Raw genomic sequence first — 20151 nt, forward strand, 5'->3', positions numbered from 1 at the left:
TCTTCAGTCGCCGCATCGCCACACCCGCGCCGGCACCCGAAACGCTGACCGCCACCGTCAGATCACCCGCCCGCCCCCCCCCCCCCCCCCCCCCCGCCCCGCCCGCCCCGCCCGCCCCGCCCGCACCCGCACCCGCCCCGCCCGCACCCGCACCCGCACCCGCACCCCGCCCGCACCCGCACCCGCCCGCGCCCGGCTGCGGCCACCCGCGGCCGTCAGCGCCGCCCGCGGCCGTCAGCTGAGGCATTCGGCCGATCACGACGCACCGAGACGGTGTCGTCTGCCGGACTGGCGTTCCGGGTGAGGCTGTGTATGCACATCTGTGTGGAACCACAGCTGCTGACCTCGTTGCCCGCGAAGCTCTATCTCCTGGCCTACAACCTGGAGAAGGACCGGATGTACCCGAACCGGCACCTGGGCCGGGCGCTGCGGGCCGCCGCGCTCGCCGAGCTGGAGGCGGACGGCTGGGTGGTCGACGACCACGGCCTGGTCCGGGTCGCGGGTACGTCACCGGAGGGTGCGCGGTCGCAGGAGGCGAGGCCAGGGGAGACGGGGCCCACCCCGCGGGAGCCGGGCTCCGGAGGGGCGACGGGCCCCACCCCGCGCGGCGGAGCGGGGCGAGCGGATCCCCTCGTCGCCGCGGTGTTCCGACAGATCAGTTCGGAGCCCACGCCGAGAAGCTGGGGACACTGGATCGATCACGACCACCGGGCCGCGGTGCTGGAGACCCGCGACGATCTTGAGTCGGCCGGTTGGCTGCGAGTGGCCCGCGGCCAGCTGCTGTCGCTGATTCCCACCTCCGCGGTAGTTCTGCTGGAGCGGCCGCGGGTGCGGGAGCTGAACCGGGCCGCCGGCCGGGTGCTCCGTGGTGAGGTCAGTCCGTCGGACGCCGCGCCCGATCTGGTGCCGCTCGTCGCGCTGGCCGCGGCCGGGAACGTGATCACGCTGGTGAGTGCCGGTGAACGCAGGGCCTTCGCGGACAGGATCAGAGCACTCGTCGCCCTGACCGGTTGCGCCGCCACGGCCCTGGCCCCGCCGAAGTACCGGCCCCCGCGGGTGCCCCCGCGGGTGCCCCCGCGGGTGTGAGACAGCGCGCTACACCGGCCCTGACGTGGGCTTTCCTGATGAGATTGGGCCATTCGACCGCTGTGCGGCCATGGACGGCCCGGTTGTGGACGGTCGACAGGGGAGCGCGTCATGTCCGTCCTGCAGTGTGGGTCCGGCGATCTGCCGGGGCAGCACTATCTGCCATCGTCACCCAGCACGGTCACCTGGGGGCGCCTGCCGACCTCGGCGACCGAACCGGTGCTGCGGGTGGTCTCCGGGGCCACGGTCACCATCGACACCGTGTCCCACGAGGGGCTGATGGAGGACCAGGGGCGTGACCCGGTCGCCTTCTGGGCGGAGCACGACCTGGCCGCGGGGGCGGTGCTCCAGGACGCGATCGACATCGCCCGGGAGGTCACGCACCACCGTGGCCTGGACGGCCCGCACGTGGTCACCGGGCCGGTCCACGTCGAGGGGGCCCGGCCCGGCGACGTCCTCAAGGTCGAGTACCTCCAGCTGCGCCCGCGGGTGCCCTACGGTCTCGTCTCCAGCCGGCACGGCCGGGGCGCGCTGCCCGGCGAGCTGCCCGTCGACGACGGCGGCACCCTCGTCGACCGCTACAGCCAGTTCTGCGCGGTCGACCTGACAGCCGGTCAGGCCGTGATGCGGTACGGCGCCGGGCGGCAGATCACCTTCCCGATCGCGCCGTTCATGGGCCTCACCGGGGTCACCCCGGTGGGGGAGAAGGCCCTCAGCACTGTTCCGCCCGGGGCGTTCGGCGGGAACCTCGACGTGCGTGACCTGGTCACCGGCACGGCGCTCTACCTTCCGGTGCAGATCCCGGGCGCCGGTTTCTACACCGGGGATCCACACTTCGCCCAGGGACACGGCGAGGTGTCGCTGACCGCCCTGGAGGCGTCACTGCGCACGACGGTGCGCCTCACCGTTCTGACCGGTGCCGAGGCGGCGCCGTTCGGCGCCGGTCCCGGCGGGCCGTTCGGTGAGACCCCGGAACACTGGATCGCCGTCGGCCTGCACACCGATCTCGACGAGGCCATGCGCCTGGCGGTCCGCGAGGCGCTGCGGGTGCTGGGGCAGGTCCGGGACGTGCCGTTGATGGTGGCCTACAGCTACCTGTCGGCCGCCGCGGACTTCGTGGTCAGCCAGGTCGTCGACGATGTGAAGGGTGTGCACTGCCTGATCCGCAAGCGGGATTTCCCCGCCTGGTGAGGCGGGGATGCCGGCCTACTGGCTTCCGCTTTCCGCGGCGAGCGCGGCGTCCACTTTTCGTGAGATCTGGTCGACAACATCCGAGATGCTGCCTGCCTGGCTTTCGGTGATGCCGAGAAGAACCGCCATGGTGATCAGTGCGTAGATCATCAGTAGGCGGGAGGTCTTCGAGAAGATGATCCAGCGGGCGAGGCGGTACAGGATGATGCCGCAGGCCAGGAAAAGGAGAACGCCGAACGCCAGCAGTGCGGCCAGTGTCAGGGACGGGGGTGCATCCTGTGTGGTGGGTGCGGTGGTCGCCACGGGACCCCTACCTTCGGTCGGACGGGCAGGTCAGGGCGGTGCCGGTCCGTGATTCCTGGCGCGGGACTTCCCGGTCCGTCGCCGGCGGAGATCCAGTGTGGGCTGGAGGTCTGCCGCGGGGAGGAAGCGGGGTCAGCGCGGTAATCTGCCGTCGTCACCAGCGGGGGTTGTACACAACGATAAGTTGTGCCCGATAGCGAGCAAAGGCCGGGCGATGTCGTCCGGCGGACATGGTTGTCCGCCCCGCGGGCGCTTTTTCGGCCGGCTGTTTCGCGGTGGCGCGGATACCGGCCGGTGGTGCGATCTCCCCGACAAAGGTCGCGTTCAGGGGCGGTTCTGAAGAATGCGCGCGATCAGCGTGCTGCCCACTGGCGGGGCTGTGGGGCTGTGGGTCAGAGCTCGAACTGGTCGGCCAGCAGGCCCCGGTGGTGGACGGGATCACCGAACATCAGTTCCGAGGTCTTCGCCCGTTTGAAGTACAGATGGGCGGGATGTTCCCAGGTGAAACCGATACCGCCGTGAATCTGGATGTTCTCCGCCGCGGCGGAGAAATATGCCTCGCCGACGTAGGCCTTCGCCATCGACGCGGCCTGGGCCAGCCGCTTCGGGTCACCCGCCGCGGCGACCCGGGCCGCGTGGTAGGCGGCCGACCGGGACCCTTCGACCGCGACCAGCATGTCGGCGCACCGGTGCTTCACGGCCTGGAAGCTCCCGATCTGCCGACCGAACTGGATCCGTTCCCGCGCGTGCCGCACCGCCTGTTCCAGCACGGCCCGGGCGCCGCCCGCGCCCTCGTTCGCCAGCGCCACGCAGGCGAGCCGGAGAACCCGCGCGACGACACCGCCGGCGGCGCCTTCGGCGCCGATCAGCTGGGCCGGGGTATCCCGGAACGCCAGATCCGCCTGCTTCCGGGTCAGGTCCATCACCGGCAGCCGGGAGCGGATCAGCCCCGGTGCGTCGCCGCGGACCGCGAACAGCGACAGCCCGCCCTCCGCCCAGGCCGTCACCAGCAGGAGGTCGGCCAGCCCGCCGTCCAGGACGAAGTGGCGCGTCCCGCGCAGGGTGTAGCCGCCGCCGGCCGGGGCGGGCGTGGCGCTGATCAGCGGGCCGTAGGACGGGCCGGCCCCCGCGGCCCCGGGCGCCGCGGCGGGTGCCGTGTCGGGGCTGCCGGTCGGGCCCGCGAAGGCCAGGGTGCCGATGACCGTGCCGTCGACGAGCCCCGGCAGCAGCTCCGCGCGGGCCGCCGGGTCGTCCGCCTCCAGCAGCGCGCCCGTGGCGAGCACGGCGGAGGCGAGGAACGGCGCGCACAGCAGGCGCGCGCCCATCTCCTCCAGCACGATGCCGAGCTCGACGTATCCGCAACCGGCACCGCCGTACTCCGCGGGCACGTGCAGCCCCTGCAGGCCGAGCTGCTCGGCCATCTGCCGCCAGACCTGGGGGTCGTAGCCGTCGTCGGTCTCCATCAGCCGGCGGACCTCGGATTCGGGCGAGCTGCGGTCGAGGAAGGTCCGCACCGTGCGGCGCAGGTCGTCCTGCTCGTCGGAGAACACGAGGCTCACGGCGCTCCTCCCGGGTCTGTCGGCTGTGGGCGGTTCCGGTGGGTCTGTGGGTGGCTGCTGTTCGGTGGGCCTGTCGGTGGGGAGGGTGCCTCCGGCGCGGCGCCGGCCCGCCTCCGGCGCGGGTCGACGGCGTGCGGTCAACGGGGGATGTCGCGCCAGGGCACCGCCCTGTCGATCCGCACGTCACCGGGCAGGCCCAGGACCCGCTCGCCCAGGATGTTGCGCAGGATCTCCGACGTGCCGCCCTCGATGGTGTTCGCGCGTGAGCGCAGGAACGCCTGGGCCGCGTCGCGGGCACCGGTACTGCCGATGGGAAGATCCGGCCGTGTCATCCGGTAGTCCGGGACGAGGACCCCGGCGGGGCCCAGCAGGTCGACGAGGTAGGCGGCTGCGCGCCGGTTGTGCTCGGCACCGGTGAGCTTGAGGACCGAGCCCTCGGGCCCGGGGCGCCCGCGGTTCCCCCCGGCGGCCGCCCGGGCGGCGGTGAGCGCGTTGACGTTGGCCTCGATCCACAGCCGCACCGCCTCGTCCCGGCGAACCGGGCCGCCCTCACCGCGAGCCGCGGCCTCGCGGTAGGCGTCGAGGAGGACCGCTCCCGGCTCGCTCCCGCCGCGGCCGAGGCCACCGCCGAGCGAGACCCGCTCGTTCATGAGCGTCGTCGTGGCCACCCGCCAGCCGCCGCCGACCTCGCCGACCCGCTCCGTGTCGGGTACGCGCACCTCGGTGAAGAAGACCTCGTTGAACTCCGCCTCGCCGGTCAGCTGACGCAGCGGGCGGACCTCGACACCTGGCGCGTTCATGTCGACCACGAAGGCGGTCAGCCCGGCGTGCTTGGGCAGGCCCGGGTCGGTGCGCGCCAGCAGCAGGCCCCGACGGGCCAGATGCGCGTAGGACGTCCACACCTTCTGACCGTCGACGATCCACTCGCCGCCCTCGCGCCGGGCGCGGGTGGCGAGGCCGGCGACGTCCGAGCCGGCCGACGGTTCGCTGAACAGCTGGCACCAGACCTCGGTGCCGGCGAACAGCGGGCGCAGGTAGGCGGACCGCTGCGTGACGGTGCCGTGGGTGAGCAGTGTCGGGCCGGCCATCCCGACGCCGATCGGGTTGTACCGGAACGGCGCCGGCGCGCCGGCGGCGGCGAGGCGCTCCTCGACGAGCGGCTGTGACGACGCCTCCGCGCCGAGGCCGCCGTGGCCGCGCTCGACCCAGACCCACGCGAGGCCGGCGTCGAACCGCGCGCCCAGGAACTCGCGCGGGTCGGTCGTGGCCGNGGGGAAGCGAGCCAGGAGGTCGTCGACGACGGCGATCAGGTCCAGCGCTGTCGTGGTCCGGGACATCGCACCTCCTCTCGGCTGCCCGGAACCTAGCCGCTCCTCCCCGACGCGGCAATCAAACGCTGTCGGACCGTGGTCCTGCTGTGTCCCGCAGTCGGCGACCCGGCACGTCGTCCCGCGGCTGGCCCCGCACGCCGCCGCGCCGCCGTGCCGCCGTGGGAACGGGCGGTACGACGGCGCGGGGCTGGTCGGCCGGCGAGCCTGTGATCAGCTGGCGAGGCGGCTGCTCTGCCGGGCGGCCGGGGGCAGCTGCTCGTCGGGCGCGGACGGCCAGTTGCGCGGCGAGGGACCGAGTGTGCGCAGCTGCTCCACCTGCAGCCGTGCCCACGGCGAGATCGCGAGCGCACCACTCGTGACATCCTCGACGAACTTCGACCAGGGGATCCAGAAGGCTTCGGCGACCTCGTCCGGATTGATCTGGAACGGGCCCGAGGCACGGGTGAAGAAGACCGGGCAGATCTCGTTCTCCACCGTTCCGTCGTCCATCACGCAGCGGTACCGGAATGCCGGCAGTGCCAGATCGATACGGCCGACCCGCAGACCGAGCTCTTCCGCGAGACGCCGGGTTATGGCCTCCCGGAAATCCTCCCCAGGTGCCGGGTGCCCGCAGCAGGTGTTGGTCAGGACACCCGGCCAGGTGTTCTTCTCCAAAGCCCGCCGCGTGACGAGCAGACGGTCGAGGTCGTCGAAGACATAGGACGAGAAGGCGAGGTGCAGGGGGGTTTGCGGACCGTGCACCGTCGCCTTCGGGGTGGTGCCGACGACGTCGCCGGAGGGACTGAGCAGGATGACGAGTTCCGGTGCCTTTACTGCCGCCCCGCCCGACCTGTGTGAGTCACGTGGACGAGAAATCATGTCCTGGGGTCCAGGATGATTCGCGGTAGCCATGACGGCATTTTATCCAGGCGGTGCCGGGGAGGCGCGTGATTTTTCGCACCGAGGTCATCCGAGGGTTGGCGAGAATTATGGGGCCGGTGGTGGTCCGGCGGCACTGGGTCAGCCTTCTCGGTCCGGCGGCCTGTCTGTCGTCCGGCTGTCGTCCCGCCGTCGTCCGCCGGCCGCCCGCGCGGAGAGCCGTCGCGGCGGGGTGTCGGGTAGCGGACAACCCGGTGGTGGGGGATTCGCCGGCCCTCCGGTACGCCACCTGGCCTGGGTGGAGCCGGCGGCGCCCAGCACGTGCCGTATTAGCGCAATGTTTCGGATAATTTTCGCCGGCGGACCGAAACGTTCATCCTGCCGTGGCTGGTGGCGCTATTTGGCGGCCACTATCGTTCCGAGGCGTTCGGTAGCTCGCGGACAAAGCTGCCCAGCTTTCTGGAGGATTGATGGTCGACCGGCGTTCATTTATTCGTTCGGCGTTCGTCGGAGCGGGGGTGATGGCGTTCTCCGGCACCGCGCTGGAGGTGGCCATGGCGGCGCCGGCGCAGCCTGGTACGAGTCCTTACGGATCGCTTCTGGCGGCGGACGCCAATGGCGTTCAGCTGCCGTCCGGGTTCACCAGCAGAATTGTCGCGAGGTCCGGCCAGACGGTGCCCGGCACGAGCTATGTGTGGCATAGCGCCCCGGACGGCGGCGCCTGTTACGCCAACGGCACCGGGTGGATGTACGTGTCCAACTCCGAAGTCGGCGGCGGGTCCGGCGGGGCGTCGGTGCTCCGTTTCAACTCGTCCGGAACCGTCACCTCCGCGCAGCGCATCCTCGCCGGCACGAGCTCGAACTGCGCCGGCGGGGCCACGCCCTGGGGGAGCTGGTTGTCCTGCGAGGAGACCTCCACCGGGCGGGTGTGGGAGACCTACCCGGCCACCGGCGCCAGCGCGGTGGCCCGGCCCGCGATGGGCCGCTTCGCCCACGAGGCCGCGGCCTGCGACCCGGTCCGTCAGGTGATCTACCTGACGGAGGACGACAGCAGCGGCTGCTTCTACCGGTTCAGGCCCACCACCTGGGGCAACCTCGCGAGTGGAACACTGGAGGTGCTGTGCGCCGCGGCGTCGGCCACCTCGGGCACCGCGACCTGGCAGACCGTCCCCGACCCGGACGGCTCACCGACCGTGACCCGCAACCAGGTGTCGGCGGCAAAGCACTTCAACGGTGGCGAGGGCGTCCACTACGCGAACAACACCGTCTGGTGGACCACCAAGGGTGACAACCGGGTCTGGAAACTGAACTGCGTCACCAACGCGTTCGAGCTGACCTACGACGACTCCCTGGTTTCCGGCACCGCGCCGCTGACCGGCGTCGACAACATCACGGGCTCCAGCTACGGCGACCTCTACGTCGCCGAGGACGGGGGCAACCTGGAGATCTGCATCATCACCCCGACCGAGGTGGTCGCCCCCATCCTCCGGCTCTCCGGCCACGGCTCGTCCGAGATCACGGGCCCGGCCTTCTCCCCGAGCGGCAACCGCCTCTACTTCTCCTCCCAGCGCGGCACCACCGGATCGTCATCCGGAGGGATCACCTTCGAGGTGACCGGGCCGTTCCGGACCTGAGCGGCGGCACCCGGTGACGCCAGCCCGCCGTCAGGCTGGCGTCACGTCCTGTCCGTCCGCGGGTCAGGCGCTGGGCACGCCGCTCGTGGCCTGCTGGTCGGGCGCCACTCCTGTGACCTGCGGGGAGATGGTGGGCTGCTGCCCGGCGGCGACCGGCTCCGTGCTCTCGCCCAGGTACGCCTCGCGCACCGCCGCGTCGGCCTGAATCTCCTCGGGCGTGCCCTCGGCCAGGACCCGGCCCTGGTGCAACACGACGATCCGGTCGCACGCCGACATCACCAGTGCCATGTCGTGGTCGACGACCAGGACGGTGAGCCCGCTGTCGTGGGCGAGGTCGCGCAGGTTGGCGGCCAGGTCACCGATCTCGGTGATGGACAGGCCGGCGCCGGGCTCGTCCAGCAGGACGACGGCGGGATTGCTGGCGAGGGCGCGGGCGATGCCCACATGACGCCGCTTCGCCATCGGCAGCTCGGTGGGCAGGCGGGGGAGGTCGTCGATCAGCCCGAAACGCTCCAGTGCCGCGCGTGCCGGCGCGGGCAGCCGCCCGTCGGTGCGGCCGGCGTTCTCCGCCGCGACGCGCAGGTTCTGCGCGACGGTGAGATCCTCGAACAGCTCACCGGCCTGGAAGACCCGCCCGAGCCCGGCGCGGGCCCGGGCGTCGGCGCCGGCACTGTTCAGCGAGCTGCCACCGAGTGAGACCTGGCCGCTGTGCGTGGCCGCGAACCCGCCGATCGCGTCGAGCAGGGTGGTCTTGCCGGCGCCGTTCGGGCCCACCAGCCCGGTCACCGAACCGGGCAACGCGCGCAGGGTGACGTCCTGGACGGCCGCGACTCCGCCGAAGCGGACCGACACGTCCACCGTCTCCAGCGGAGCACCGGCCCGGGCCGGCTGCTCTCCTTCCGGGACCGGCGCCGGATCATGCTGGAAGCGCCGGTGCCAGGCCACCCCGTTCTCGTGCGCGAGCACCGTCACGACCAGCGCCGCGCCGAAGATCGTCGCGTAGTTCTCGGTGATGAAACCGATGTGCAGCCGGGCGATGGCCAGGTAGACCAGGCCGCCGAAGGCCAGCACGCCGCCGAGCAGCCCGCCCGTGATCGAGGTGACGCCCGCGATGACGGCGAGGCTCACCAGGTTGATCGATTCCATGAACGAGAACTGTGTGAAGGTCACCGAGGAGTTGCGGAAACCGAGCAGGACACCGGCGGCTCCGGCCATCGCGGAGGAGATCACGAAGGCGGACAGCTTCGCCCGGGCGACGTTCACCCCGACGGACGCGGCGGCGCGTTCGTTCGTCCGCACCACGAGCAGCCGCCGCCCGAGGCCGGACCGGCGGACGGCGGCCACCAGACAGGCCGCGACCACCAGCCAGCACAGGGCGACGAAGCCGTATCGCTCGGGATGGCGCGCCGCGTCCACCTCAAGACCGAAGATGGTCGGCGGGTGGGGCTGCGAGCCGGTGATCCCCCCGGTGTAGTGACTGCTGTCGAAGAGCACACCGGAGACCGCGACGGCCATGCCCATGGTGAGGATGGCGAGGTTGATGCCGCGGACCCGCNGCGCGGGCAGGCCGACGAGCAGGCCGGCCAGTGCTCCCACGGCGGCCCCGGCGACCGGCGCGAGCACGAAGGGCAGCCGGATGTCCAGGTCGAGCCGGACGGCCGCGTAGGCGCCCAGGCCGGCGACCGTCATGTGCGCGAGGCTGATCTGGTTGGCGTAGCCGACGAGGATGACCAGGGACAGCACCAGGATCCCGAAGATGATCGACAGGGTCGCCGCATCCTGCCAGCGGGCATCTCCGAGCAGCAGCACCGCGACTGCCGCGACGAGCGCGACGGCCGCCGGGACGGGCCGGAACAGTCCGGCGGCGACCGGTGCGGCGGGAACCGCGGGCAGGCGGTTGCTCGCGGGGTCCCGGCGCAGCACGAGAATCGCCATCACGGCGACGAAGGGCACAGTCTGCGGCCAGCCGAGCTGGAACCGTGCCGGCACGTGCTCGGCGACCAGATGGGTGACGACGCTTTCGCCGACGCCGAGGGCGACGCCCCCGGCGAGCGCCAGCAGGTAGCTGTCGAAGCGGCCGAGCAGCGCCGCCGCGAGGGCGAAGGCCATCACGGTGACCATCGCGGTGTCGAACTGACCCACGATGGGCGCGACGAGGATGCCGCCGGCTGCGGCCAGCGCCGACCCGAGCGCCCAGTTGAGGCTGCCCAGCAGGTGCGGCGAGGCGCCGAGCGCCTGCGCGGCGGACTCGTGCTCCGCCATCGCCCTGGTCATCAGGGGCAGCCGGGCGGTCGCCGACCAGAAGGCCAGCAACAGCACGACCACCACCGCGATGGCGAAGATGATGAACCGCTCGGACGGGATCGTCTGGCCGAGGACGTCCACGCCGCCGGCGGGGAAGGAACTGTCGGGCACCCGCGTCGCGTTGCCGAACACCGAGTGCGCCAGGCCGATGAGAAGGCCGAGGAGGCCGAGCGTCGCCACCATTCGCGAGAGCTGCGTCCGGTGGCGGACGAACCGTATGACGAGCAGGTATACCAGAGCGCCGAACAAGGCCGCTCCGAGCAGCGTGATGAATGCCGCCGGAACGGCCGGCATGTCGTGGTCGTCGCGGAGCCAGTAGAACACGAGGGCGCCCCACAGCGCAATGCCCCCGTGCGCGAAGTTGATTGTCCGTGACCCACGGTGGATCGCCACGATACCGACCGCACTAACCGCGTAGACGCCGCCGACACCGAGGCCTAATAAGGCGAACTGCAGGACGGATCGCAGATCCATGGAGCCTCCAGGGACATAGGAACGAGTGATCGCCGATTGGTCCTGCGCATTCGCCTCGTCCGTCGCTGCGAAGGCCATTGCGGACCCTGGATCAGCAGCGTAAGCTCGTGAGCGCTTACTCGCAAGACCCTGTCCGGCCGCGGCGGGCGGCGGATGCCACCGGTCTCGGGGTGGTCTTTTGCGAGCCAATGCGGTAGTCGCGGCTGCTTACTCTCAGGGTACGGAGGATCACGTATGGGTGAAGGTGCTCCGAATGGTGTGGCGACAGTTCCCGGTGACCCGCCCGCGCATTCGGCGAGTTCCGGTATCCCACCCGCGATCGAGACCCGTGGGCTCGCGGCCGGCTACGGGCGGATACCGGTGCTGCGCGACATCGACATCGAGGTGCGCCCGGGTGAGGTGGTGGCCCTTCTCGGCCCGAACGGCGCCGGCAAGACCACCCTGCTGCGAACCCTCGCCGGCTACCGCCGGCCGACCAGTGGCGAGATCCTGCTGTTCGGGACGCCGTGCAACCGCGTGCCCGTCTACCGGCGCTGCCGGCAGGGGGTGTCGTTCATGGGGGAGGAGCGGCACATCTTCCCCGGCCTGACCGTCCGGCAGTCGCTGCGTCTCGTCCGGGGCGGCGCGGACTCGATCGAGCTCTTCCCGAGTCTCGCGGCGCGTTCCCGTCACCGCGCCGCCCTGCTGTCGGGGGGTGAGCAGCAGATGCTGGCGCTTGCTCTGGCCCTTGCCCGCGGCCCGCGTCTGCTGCTCATCGACGAGCTGTCGCTCGGCCTGGCGCCGCTGGTACGTGAGCGCCTACTCGATACCGTCCGGTCGATCGCCGACCGCGGCGTCGCGGTCCTCGTGGTCGAGCAGAACGCCCGGTCGGTGCTCGGCCGAGCGGACCGCGCCTATGTCATGAGCCGCGGCGAGATTGTCGACGAAGGGACCGCGAGTCGCTGGCTGACCGATCTGGACGGCCTGGCGGCCCGTTACCTTTCCTGACCGGTACGCCAAAAAGGACATCACTCGCAAAGCTCCCGGAACGGCCTTCGAGTCGGCCTTCGAGTCGGCATCCGAACCGGATGCCGAATCTGCGCGCAGCGCAGCCGCGGAGCGTCTTCGTGCTGCCCGGAACCGACCCGACAAGCGATTTTCGCTGGATCACGGAAATCTGGATCACGGAAATGAGGATCTGAATGTTGACGAGAACCGCAAGGACAACCGCGGCGGCGCTGGTCGCCGTCCTGTCACTCATGGTGGCACTGGCCGCCTGTGGCGGCGGGGACGAGGGGGAGGCCACCGACTTATCCGGCGGTCTGACGGGGGAGCCGATCAGAATCGCCGCGATCGGCGGCTTCAGCGGCGGCGTGAGCAGTAATCCGGAGTACGCGACCGGGGCCAGGGCGGCCGTCCGCGCGATCAACGCGGGCGGCGGCATCGGCGGCCGGCCGCTGGAACTGAAGCTCTGTGACAACCACCAGAACGGGACGGACTCGGCGAACTGCTTCCGCGACATCCTCGCGGACAAGAGCATCGTGGCGATCGCCGGCGGGTCGGACAACTACCACGACGCCTCGAAGGCCCAGATCGAGGCCGCCCAGATGCCGATCATCGGGCAGTACCCCGTGTCTAGTTTCGACCTCACCAACCCGTTGGCATTCAACGTCAACGGCGCCGTCGTCGTCGGCTTCCACGGCCTGGCCCAGGACGTCGCGTCCAGCGGGGCGAAGCGGGTCGGTCTCGTCACACTCGACATCCCCACCGCCGACGTCATCCGCAAGACGGTGGGCGACGTCTTCCGCGAGGCCGGAGTCGAGGTCGTCAACAACGTCCAGCTCGCGCCGTCCACCGCGGACCTGAGCGCCCCGGCCCAGCAGGCGACGCAGAACAAGCCGGACGCGGTCGTGTGGCTGACCTTCGCCGCGCAGACCAGCGTCGCCGTGAAGGCGCTGCGCGCGACGGGGTACGACGGCACCGTCGCCTTTGCCGGCAGCGCGTTCGACAAGGACCAGCTCACCAGCATGGGCGCGGGTGGCCCGCTCACGGTCGGTCTCGTCCTGCCGCCGGCCTGGGACACCTCCAGCGCCTACNGGAAGCAGTTCAACGAGGACATCAAGGCCTACGAGGCTGGCGGGAAGGTCGACGAGCTCAGCCTGAACAGCTGGCTCGGTGTCAAGATCTTCGCGCAGGTGGCATCCTCGATCGAGACTGTGGACAGAGCCTCCGTCCTGGCGGGAATCCGGAAGCTGAACAAGGTGGAGACCGGCGGGCTGACCCCGCCCATCGACTTCTCCACCGCCAGCACCCTGCCCTATGCCGCGATCTACAACTCCGCCTACACCACCGCGCATGTGCGCGACGGTGAGATCACCTGGGACGGCAAGTTCCGCGAGTTCGGAACCGCGAAGGAGCTCACGGCAGCCTCATGACCCCGTCGGCCGGTTGCCGTGCTGGTGGCTGATCTCTGATCGGCAGGCCCGGCAACCGGCCCGGACGAAACTCCCCCCGCGGCGCCCCGAGATGGTTCGGTGGCGCCGCGGTCGTGCTCTGCCCCGCTGCGGCGGTGCGCCCGCGGAGGGCCGGCGGGACGCCCACGGGTGCCCGCGGAGGGCCGGCGGGACGCCCGGCCTGGGCAGACAAGAGGATCTATCAGGATCTCTTATCACTGTGATCGGCGATCGGATCTCGACAGCGCCGGTATTTCCCACCATTCTGGTGGACATGTCAGGGAGCCCAGGGGGGGAAGCACGCGGGCCGAGCCGTGCGCCCGCGGTCAGCTGCCGGCCGGTGCGTCTCTCGGTGCCCGGGCAGGTGCTGACCCGGCGGCGGTTCGTCGATTTCGGAATTCTGACCTCAGCCTGCTGTCGCCCCTGCTGACCGGCCTGCTCGCCTGGCGTCGGCCGCGGCGCTGAAGACCAGCCCACCACCGGGACGAGCCGGTCCTGCCGGCTGGTGCTGCTGGCCTGCGGTGGCTCAGGTCCACCGGGGATCACCTCGCTCACCCCGCCGCATCGCCGGAGTGCCGGAGTGCCGGAGTGCCGGGGCGGTCGCCGGGGTGCCGGACCAGGTGATCGGGCCCGCACCGGAGTCCGGACCGGTTTCCATCGGGGGGGGGCGGTCCGGGCCCGGGCCGGCGGTCCCCCGAACGGGTGAGGGGAACCGCCCCCAGCCCGGTGACATGCCCTGTCGACACGACCACTCATCGTCACGCCGCGCCATGACCCCGCTGCGTGATCAGACGGGCACACCGGCGCCGATCATGGTTTTCGGCCCCGGCCGGACGCCGGTCGGGCTCCTGACTGATCGCCAAGCCGGGCGAGCCGTCATCACCGCCTCCGGAGGCGGCGCCACCGGGCCGGCTGACCAGTCCATCCATCCCGGATCCGCCACCGGGCAGAGCCCGGCCCACCGGCCGGCTCATCGTCCCCCGGCCGTCTTCTGCGGCCGTTCGTCTCGGTGCGGACCAGTTGTCCCGCCCCGCGGAGGTACCTCGTGACCGTCGAGTTCATCAGCGCCATCAACGTCAATCCGTCCAACGAGCTGAACCAGCTGCGACTGACGGGTCTGGACGCGTCCTATCTGAAGCGGTACTCGCGGTTGCTCGACGAGGGCGGCTTCGACTACACGCTGGTTCCGTATCACTCGGGCGGCCACGACCCGTTCACCGTGGCGGCGGCCGTGACGCAGTGCACCNAGCGACTCAGGCCGATCATCGCGCTGCGTCCGAACACGATGTACCCGACCGTCGCGGCCAAGCAGCTGGCGACCGTCGACCAGCTCAGCGGCGGCCGGGTGGTGGTGCACTTCATCGCCGGTGGCAGTGATCACGAGCAGGCCCGCGAGGGCGACCGGCTGGGCAAGGAGGAGCGTTACGCCCGGCAGGCCGAGTACATCGGCATCCTGCGCCGGGTCTGGAGCTCGACCGAGCCCTTCGACCATGCCGGCACCTACTACTCGTTCGAGGACTTCGTCTCCGCGGTCCGCCCGACGAACGGGACGATCCCGGTGTCCGTCGGTGGCTCGTCGGCGGAGGCGTACCGGGTCGGTGGCGCGCTCGGCGACATCTTCGGCCTGTGGGGTGAGCCGCTGAGGGAGACGAAGCAGCAGATCGACGCGGTGACCGAGCAGGCGCGTCTCGCCGGGCGCACCGACACTCCGCGGATCTGGGTGACCTTCCGGCCGATCATCGCCGCGACCGACGAGCTGGCCTGGGAGAAGGCCGCCCGGATCCTGGGGGTGCTGCGCAGCACCAGCACGGCCGCGGCCGCGTTCCGCACCGATCTGAAGGCGCCACCCCCGAACGTCGGATCACAGCGGCTGCTCGCGGCGGCCGCCGCCGGCGAGCTGCACGACCGCGCCCTGTGGACGGCCCCGGCGGCCGCGACGAACGCCACCGGGGCGTCGACCGCGCTGGTCGGCACGCCGGAGACAGTAGCCGCGGCGATCCTGGACTACGTCGACCTCGGCGCGGAGCTGATCTCGATCCGCGGCTACGACAACTTCAACGACGCGCTCGACTACACCCGCTACCTGATTCCGCTCGTCCGCCAGGAGCTCGCGCACCGCGAAGCGACCGGCCGGCGCGGTGAGATAGTTCCCGAGGACGCGGGCCTCGACCGCACGCCCGAGCTCGCGCTCGCCGCGTCGGCCGCCGGGCCGGTGGCGTGATGACCGGCCCGACCGACCCCACCGGCCCCACCGCGCCGCCGCCGCAGGCGTCCTCGCCGGCCGTCTCCGGTTCCGTCTCCGCCGCCATTCCCGCGACGGCGTCTCCGCAGGTCGAGTTCATCAGCCTGTCGCACCTCAACCCGTCGACGGAGCTGAATCCGGTCCCCAGCCGCGGCATCGACCTGCCGTACTTCCGGCGGTATGTGCGCTGGCTGGAGGAATCCGGCTACGACTACACCCTGCTGCCGTACGGCTCCAGCAGCGCCGACTCCTTCGTGCTCGCCTCGGCGGTCGGCCAGCTCACCGAGCGGTTGCGGCCGATCGTGGCGCTGCGGCCGAACACCGTCTTCCCGCTGGTCGCCGCGCAGCAGCTCGCGACACTGGACCAGCTCACCTCCGGCCGGGCCGTCGTCCACATCATCTCCGGCGGCAGCGACGCCGAGCAGGCCCGCCAGGGCGACTACCTGCCCAAGGACCGCCGCTACGACCGCACCCGCGAGTTCATCGACCTGCTGCGCCGGGCCTGGACGGAGACCAGTGCGTTCAGCCATCAGGGCGAGTTCTACCGGTTCGACGACTTCGGGCCCGGCTTCGCGCCGTACGGGGAGAGCATCCCGATCTCGATCGGCGGCCAGTCGGATGCGGCCTTCCAGGTCGGCGGCGCGAAGGCGGACATCTTCAGCTTCTGGGGCGAGCCGCTCGCCGACCTGCGCGCCGAGATCGACCGGGTGAACGGCATCGCCGCCGCCGCCGGCCGGACCGACCGCCCGCGCATCTGGGTGACCTTCCGGCCGATCATCGCCCAGACCGACAAACTGGCCTGGGAGAAAGCCCACGAGTACGTGGCGAAGATCGAGAAGACCTACAACGCCGGCTCCTTCCACAAGAAGTACCTCGGGACCACGCCGCAGAACGTCGGCTCGCAGCGGGCCCTGGCGTTCGCCAGCCGCTCGGACGTCTACGACCGCGCGCTGTGGACGCGCACCGCCGCCGCCACCAACGCCGCCGGGGCGTCGACCGCGCTGGTGGGCAGCCCGGAGACGGTGGCCGCAGCGATCCTCGACTACGTCGACCAGGGCGCCAGCCTGGTGTCGATCCGGGGTTACGACACCCTCGCCGACGCCATCGACTACGGCCGTTATGTGCTGCCACTCGTCCGGCAGGAGCTCGCGCACCGCGCCGCGACCGGGCAGCGCGGCACCCTGCAGGCCGAGCATCCGGGGGCGCTGGCACCGGACTTCGACCTGGCCTCGCTGGCAGGCACCCGATGACGGCGGTGGTGGGGGAGGAGCACGCCCCCAGCGGGCAGGACGTCGGTGTGTCCGAGCGGGGTGGGCCCGGCGCCGCTTCCAGCGAGGCGGCTGTCGTCAGGCTGCCTGTGCCCGACCTGTCACCGGCGGCGCTGGCCGCGGTGACCGCCGAGATCGCCGCGGCCGCACCGGAGTACGACCGCACCGGCGAGATCCCGGTGCGCGGACTGGAGGCCGCGCACCGCGCCGGGCTGCTGACCGCGACGGTCGCCGCCCGCTACGGCGGGCCCGGGGTGGGGCCGCTGGACGCCGCCCGCATCCTGATCGCGATCGGCGAGGGCGACGCCTCGGTGGGGCTGCTGGCCGCCAACAACCTGGGGACCCACCAGGGGCAGGCGCTCGCGTCCCACTGGCCGGCGGCCTACTACGCCGAGTACCTGCGCCGCGGCCTCGAAGGCCCGGCGCTGGCCAACGCGGTGCGGGCCGAGCCGGAGCTCGGCGCCCCGGCCCGCGGCGGCCTGCCGAAGACCACGGCGAGGCGCACCGCCGACGGCTGGGTGCTCAACGGCCGCAAGGCGTACGCCACCGGGGGCACCGCGCTCGCCTACCACGTGGTGTGGGCGGTCGCCGACGAGCCCGGCGGCGACCCCGAGCGGCCGCGGGTCGGCCATGTGATCGTCCCGGGCGATCTGCCCGGCATCACCTGGATCGACACCTGGGACCATCTGGGCCTGCGGGCGTCCAACACCCACGACGTGCGGTACACGGACGTGGAGGTGCCGGCCGACGCGTTCATCGAGATCCCGCGCGGGCCGGACGGCGTGTACCGGGACCCGGCGATGGCGGCGTCGGTGCACGCCTTCGGCCACCCGGCGCTCTACATCGGGGTCGCCCGGGCCGCACGCAGCGCCTTCGTCCAGTACGCCCGCGAGCGGGTGCCCACCGCACTGGGCCGCCCGATCGCGACGACGGAGCGGATCCAGACGGTCGCGGGCGAGATCGACGCGCAGATCGCGCAGGCGGAGACGCTCCTGTTCGGCGCGCTACTGCGGATCGAGGCCGGGGACACCACCCACCTGCCGCAGCTGTCGCTGCTGAAGATCCAGATCGCCCGCTCGGTGATCGCGGCGGTGAACACCGCGGTCGCGGCGCTGGGCAACCCGGGCCTGACCCGGCACCTGCCCTTCGAGCGGCTCCTTCGTGACGTCCTGTGCGTGCGGGTCCACCCACCGCAGGAGGACACCGCCCTGCTGGCGGCCGGCCGCCGGCTGCTGGGCCAGTAGTCCTCCGCGGGAGCCGGCCACTCTCCGCAGGTTGATCCGCCCGAGAATCCGCACGAATCTCCCGGAGAAGTTCTCCGCGATTTTTCCATGAAAGTTCCCGCGAAAGCACGAGAAAGAAAGTATTCAATGATGAGACGCGTGTCCCGGCGCGGCATTGCCGCGACAGCCCTGGCCGTCACGGCAGCGCTGGGTCTGACTGCGTGCGGTTCCTCGGGTGACGAGGCCGGCGCGGCCCCCGCGGGGGGTGAGCCGGTAGCGGGCGGAACTCTGAAAGTCGCCTTCTGGCCGGACAATCCGTCCTTCACCTGCCTGGACCCGTTCCAGACCTACTGGATCGAGCACCGCACGGTCATCCGCAACCTCGCGGACTCGCTCACCGACCAGGACCCGAAGACCGGTGAGATCAAGCCGTGGCTGGCCGAGAGCTGGGAGATCAGCGCCGACGGCAAGGAGTACACCTTCCACCTGCGTGACGGTGTCACCTTCAGTGACGGCGCCAAGCTGGACGCCGCCGCCGTCAAGGTCAACCTCGACGGAGCGCAGGCCGTGGTGAAGGAGACCGGCGGCTCGACCTACGGAGCCAGCTACATCCTCGGCTACGACCACAGCGAGGTGGTGGACCCGCTCACCGTCAAGGTCGTCTTCTCGGCGCCGAACTCGTCGTTCCTGCAGGCGAGCTCGACGACGAACCTGGCGATCATCTCGCCGGACTCGTACAAGAAGACCGCCAAGGAGCGCTGCCTCGGCGACTACACCGCCTCCGGGCCGTTCACCCTGGAGAGCTACAAGCCGAACGAGCTCACCAGAATCACCCGGCGAGCGGACTACAACTGGGGATCGGCGCTGTCGGAGAACACCGGCGCGGCCCACCTCGACTCGGTGGAGTTCAGCTATGTGGCCGAGGACAGCGTCCGGATCGGCAACCTGATCAGCGGGGCGATCGACATCGCCTGGCCGCGTAACCCGATCACGGCCGAGGACCGGGAGCTGATCAAGAAGTCCGGCAACGTGCTGGAGTCCCGGCCGCTGCCCGGGGTGGCCAGCGCCTTCTACCCGAACACCGCCGCCGGTCGCCCGCTGGCGGAACTCGACGTCCGCCGGGCGCTCTACAAGGCATTCGACCTGGAGACCTACGCGAAGACGATCTTCGGCTCGGACTACCCGCTCGTCGCCGGTGCCTTCGACTCCACCACCCCGTTCTTCGCGCCGCAGAGCGACAAGCTGCGTCACGACCCCCAGGGCGCGGCCAAGCTGCTCGAGGCCGCCGGCTGGAAGGTGGGCGAGGGCGGTTACCGCTTCAAGGACGGCAGGAAGCTCTCCCTGCTGCTGCCCACCACCACCCAGTTCGCGGGGGGCGCCGAGCTGATCCAGGACGTGCTCAAGCAGGTCGGTATCGAGCTGCAGATCAAGGTGGTCACCGGGGCGGAGCTCCCGGCGGTGCTCAAGAACGGCGAGTACGACCTCACCTCGAGCTATTTCACCCGCGCCGACCCGGGGGCGCTGCAGTTCATCCTCGACCCCGACTACGCCAACTCCAAGGCGCTGGCGACGAACGCGTCGACCCCGGACGTCCAGACGGAGATCAAGGCGCTGTTCACCAAGGCGCGCGAGACCACCGATGACGCGCAGCGCAAGGTGGCCTACGCCGACCTGCAGAGCCTGCTCATCGACAAGGGCGTCGTCTACCCGTGGTTCGAGCGGGTGCAGTACGCCGGAGTCAGCAAGGCCGTCCAGGGGTTCGCCTTCACGTCCGAGAGCTTCCTGAAGCTCAACGACGTCTGGAAGCAGCAGTAGCCGGCCGCGGGGGAGAGAAGGCGGAGACGATGACCCGGTACGTCCTCGGTCGGTTCGCGCAGGCACTCGGAGTGCTCTGGGCTGCCTACACCGTGACCTTCGCGATTCTTTACCTGCTCCCGAGCGACCCGGTCGCTCTGCAGCTGGGAGCGGCGGGAATCGAGACGGACAAACTCTCCCCCGCGGAACTGCACACCGCGAAGGCCAGATACGGGCTGGACCGGCCCATCCTGGAGCAGTATCTGTCCGACCTGTGGGGTTTCCTGCACGGCGACTTCGGTGAGTCCATCGCCAAACAGCAGCCGGTCGCCCACCTGATCAGCGAACGGCTGAGCATCACCGTCACCCTGAGCCTGTGCGCCGCCGTTCTCGCGCTGCTGGCCGGGACGGCACTGGCCTACCTGGCCTCGTACGTGCGGTGGCGGCCGGCC

Annotated in this window: 14 protein-coding genes and 4 pseudogenes; 12 read left to right on the top strand and 6 right to left on the bottom strand. The window is 71.2% G+C overall.

Features of this window, described 5'->3' with window-relative positions; genetic code table 11:
- Window positions 1-324: 324 nt before the first annotated feature.
- Both UG55_RS19705 and UG55_RS19710 read left to right on the top strand, forming a co-directional pair.
- The gene (locus UG55_RS19705) at window positions 325-1086 is read left to right on the top strand and encodes a GPP34 family phosphoprotein (RefSeq protein WP_066071474.1); all 762 of its coding nucleotides are present in this window, start codon (window positions 325-327) and stop codon (window positions 1084-1086) included.
- A gap of 111 nt (window positions 1087-1197) precedes the next feature.
- On the top strand, window positions 1198-2277 hold the full coding sequence (locus tag UG55_RS19710; RefSeq protein ID WP_066071328.1) for an acetamidase/formamidase family protein: 1080 nt from the start codon (window positions 1198-1200) through the stop codon (window positions 2275-2277).
- A gap of 15 nt (window positions 2278-2292) precedes the next feature.
- Here UG55_RS19710 and UG55_RS19715 read toward each other — a convergent pair whose 3' ends face one another.
- The 4 genes from UG55_RS19715 to idi all read right to left on the bottom strand — a co-directional run bounded on the left by UG55_RS19715 (window position 2293) and on the right by idi (window position 6361).
- Window positions 2293-2580, bottom strand: coding sequence for a hypothetical protein (locus tag UG55_RS19715; protein ID WP_066071331.1), 288 nt, complete (start codon window positions 2578-2580; stop codon window positions 2293-2295).
- 392 nt (window positions 2581-2972) lie between these two features.
- Complete coding sequence (locus UG55_RS19720) at window positions 2973-4139, bottom strand: acyl-CoA dehydrogenase family protein (RefSeq protein ID WP_066071334.1); 1167 nt, start codon at window positions 4137-4139, stop codon at window positions 2973-2975.
- Between the two features lie 137 nt (window positions 4140-4276).
- The coding region (locus UG55_RS19725; RefSeq protein ID WP_396230956.1) for an acyl-CoA dehydrogenase family protein at window positions 4277-5409 on the bottom strand (1133 nt) is incomplete at its 5' end.
- 271 nt (window positions 5410-5680) lie between these two features.
- Window positions 5681-6361, bottom strand: a complete 681-nt coding sequence (gene idi, locus UG55_RS19730; protein ID WP_199865201.1) for an isopentenyl-diphosphate Delta-isomerase — start codon at window positions 6359-6361, stop codon at window positions 5681-5683.
- A gap of 437 nt (window positions 6362-6798) precedes the next feature.
- On the opposite strand from idi, the gene UG55_RS19735 reads away from it, so the two are divergent.
- Window positions 6799-7962 (top strand): alkaline phosphatase PhoX, encoded by a 1164-nt coding sequence (locus tag UG55_RS19735; RefSeq protein ID WP_066071343.1) that lies wholly within the window; start codon window positions 6799-6801, stop codon window positions 7960-7962.
- A 63-nt stretch (window positions 7963-8025) separates the two neighbouring features.
- On the opposite strand, the gene UG55_RS39720 is transcribed toward UG55_RS19735, so the two are convergent.
- Together UG55_RS39720 and UG55_RS39725 are read right to left on the bottom strand one after the other, a co-directional pair.
- Window positions 8026-9517, bottom strand: a 1492-nt coding sequence (locus UG55_RS39720) for a branched-chain amino acid ABC transporter ATP-binding protein/permease (protein ID WP_242424806.1), incomplete at its 5' end; no start/stop codon positions are given.
- Window position 9518: 1 nt separating this feature from the next.
- Window positions 9519-10818 (bottom strand): annotated as a pseudogene (locus tag UG55_RS39725) (ABC transporter); the annotation flags it as partial.
- 156 nt (window positions 10819-10974) lie between these two features.
- Between UG55_RS39725 and UG55_RS19745 the strand changes: the two are divergent.
- From UG55_RS19745 to UG55_RS39740, 9 genes and pseudogenes are all read left to right on the top strand, one after another.
- Window positions 10975-11727, top strand: coding sequence for an ABC transporter ATP-binding protein (locus UG55_RS19745; RefSeq protein WP_083987002.1), 753 nt, complete (start codon window positions 10975-10977; stop codon window positions 11725-11727).
- Window positions 11728-11921: 194 nt separating this feature from the next.
- Window positions 11922-12815: ABC transporter substrate-binding protein (locus tag UG55_RS19750; protein ID WP_242424808.1), on the top strand; the 894-nt coding region annotated here is incomplete at its 3' end.
- 1 nt (window position 12816) lies between these two features.
- Window positions 12817-13154 (top strand): annotated as a pseudogene (locus UG55_RS39730) (ABC transporter substrate-binding protein); the annotation flags it as partial.
- Between the two features lie 1063 nt (window positions 13155-14217).
- Window positions 14218-14418, top strand: a 201-nt coding sequence (locus UG55_RS39735) for an LLM class flavin-dependent oxidoreductase (RefSeq protein ID WP_242424809.1), incomplete at its 3' end; no start/stop codon positions are given.
- 1 nt (window position 14419) lies between these two features.
- A pseudogene (locus tag UG55_RS19755) lies at window positions 14420-15393 on the top strand (LLM class flavin-dependent oxidoreductase); the annotation flags it as partial.
- The gene (locus tag UG55_RS19760; RefSeq protein WP_242424810.1) at window positions 15393-16664 is read left to right on the top strand and encodes an LLM class flavin-dependent oxidoreductase; all 1272 of its coding nucleotides are present in this window, start codon (window positions 15393-15395) and stop codon (window positions 16662-16664) included. The pseudogene UG55_RS19755 and the gene UG55_RS19760, both read left to right, overlap by 1 nt.
- Window positions 16661-17926 (top strand): acyl-CoA dehydrogenase family protein, encoded by a 1266-nt coding sequence (locus UG55_RS19765; RefSeq protein ID WP_083987003.1) that lies wholly within the window; start codon window positions 16661-16663, stop codon window positions 17924-17926. Before UG55_RS19760 ends, UG55_RS19765 begins: the two co-directional genes overlap by 4 nt.
- 129 nt (window positions 17927-18055) lie before the next feature.
- Complete coding sequence (locus tag UG55_RS19770) at window positions 18056-19720, top strand: ABC transporter substrate-binding protein (protein WP_396230957.1); 1665 nt, start codon at window positions 18056-18058, stop codon at window positions 19718-19720.
- Window positions 19721-19749: 29 nt separating this feature from the next.
- Window positions 19750-20151, top strand: a pseudogene (locus tag UG55_RS39740) (ABC transporter permease); the annotation flags it as partial.

Source organism: Frankia sp. EI5c (assembly GCF_001636565.1).
In the GTDB taxonomy this organism is placed as follows: domain Bacteria; phylum Actinomycetota; class Actinomycetes; order Frankiales; family Frankiaceae; genus Parafrankia.

Excerpts from the sequence above, each read along its gene's own strand:
- UG55_RS19710 (WP_066071328.1), top strand. The coding sequence starts at position 1,198 with ATGTCCGTCCTGCAGTGTGGGTCCGGCGATCTGCCGGGGCAGCACTAT.
- idi (WP_199865201.1), bottom strand. The coding sequence starts at position 6,361 with ATGGCTACCGCGAATCATCCTGGACCCCAGGACATGATTTCTCGTCCA.
- UG55_RS19735 (WP_066071343.1), top strand. The coding sequence starts at position 6,799 with ATGGTCGACCGGCGTTCATTTATTCGTTCGGCGTTCGTCGGAGCGGGG.
- UG55_RS19745 (WP_083987002.1), top strand. The coding sequence starts at position 10,975 with ATGGGTGAAGGTGCTCCGAATGGTGTGGCGACAGTTCCCGGTGACCCG.
- UG55_RS19760 (WP_242424810.1), top strand. The coding sequence starts at position 15,393 with ATGACCGGCCCGACCGACCCCACCGGCCCCACCGCGCCGCCGCCGCAG.
- UG55_RS19765 (WP_083987003.1), top strand. The coding sequence starts at position 16,661 with ATGACGGCGGTGGTGGGGGAGGAGCACGCCCCCAGCGGGCAGGACGTC.
- UG55_RS19770 (WP_396230957.1), top strand. The coding sequence starts at position 18,056 with ATGAGACGCGTGTCCCGGCGCGGCATTGCCGCGACAGCCCTGGCCGTC.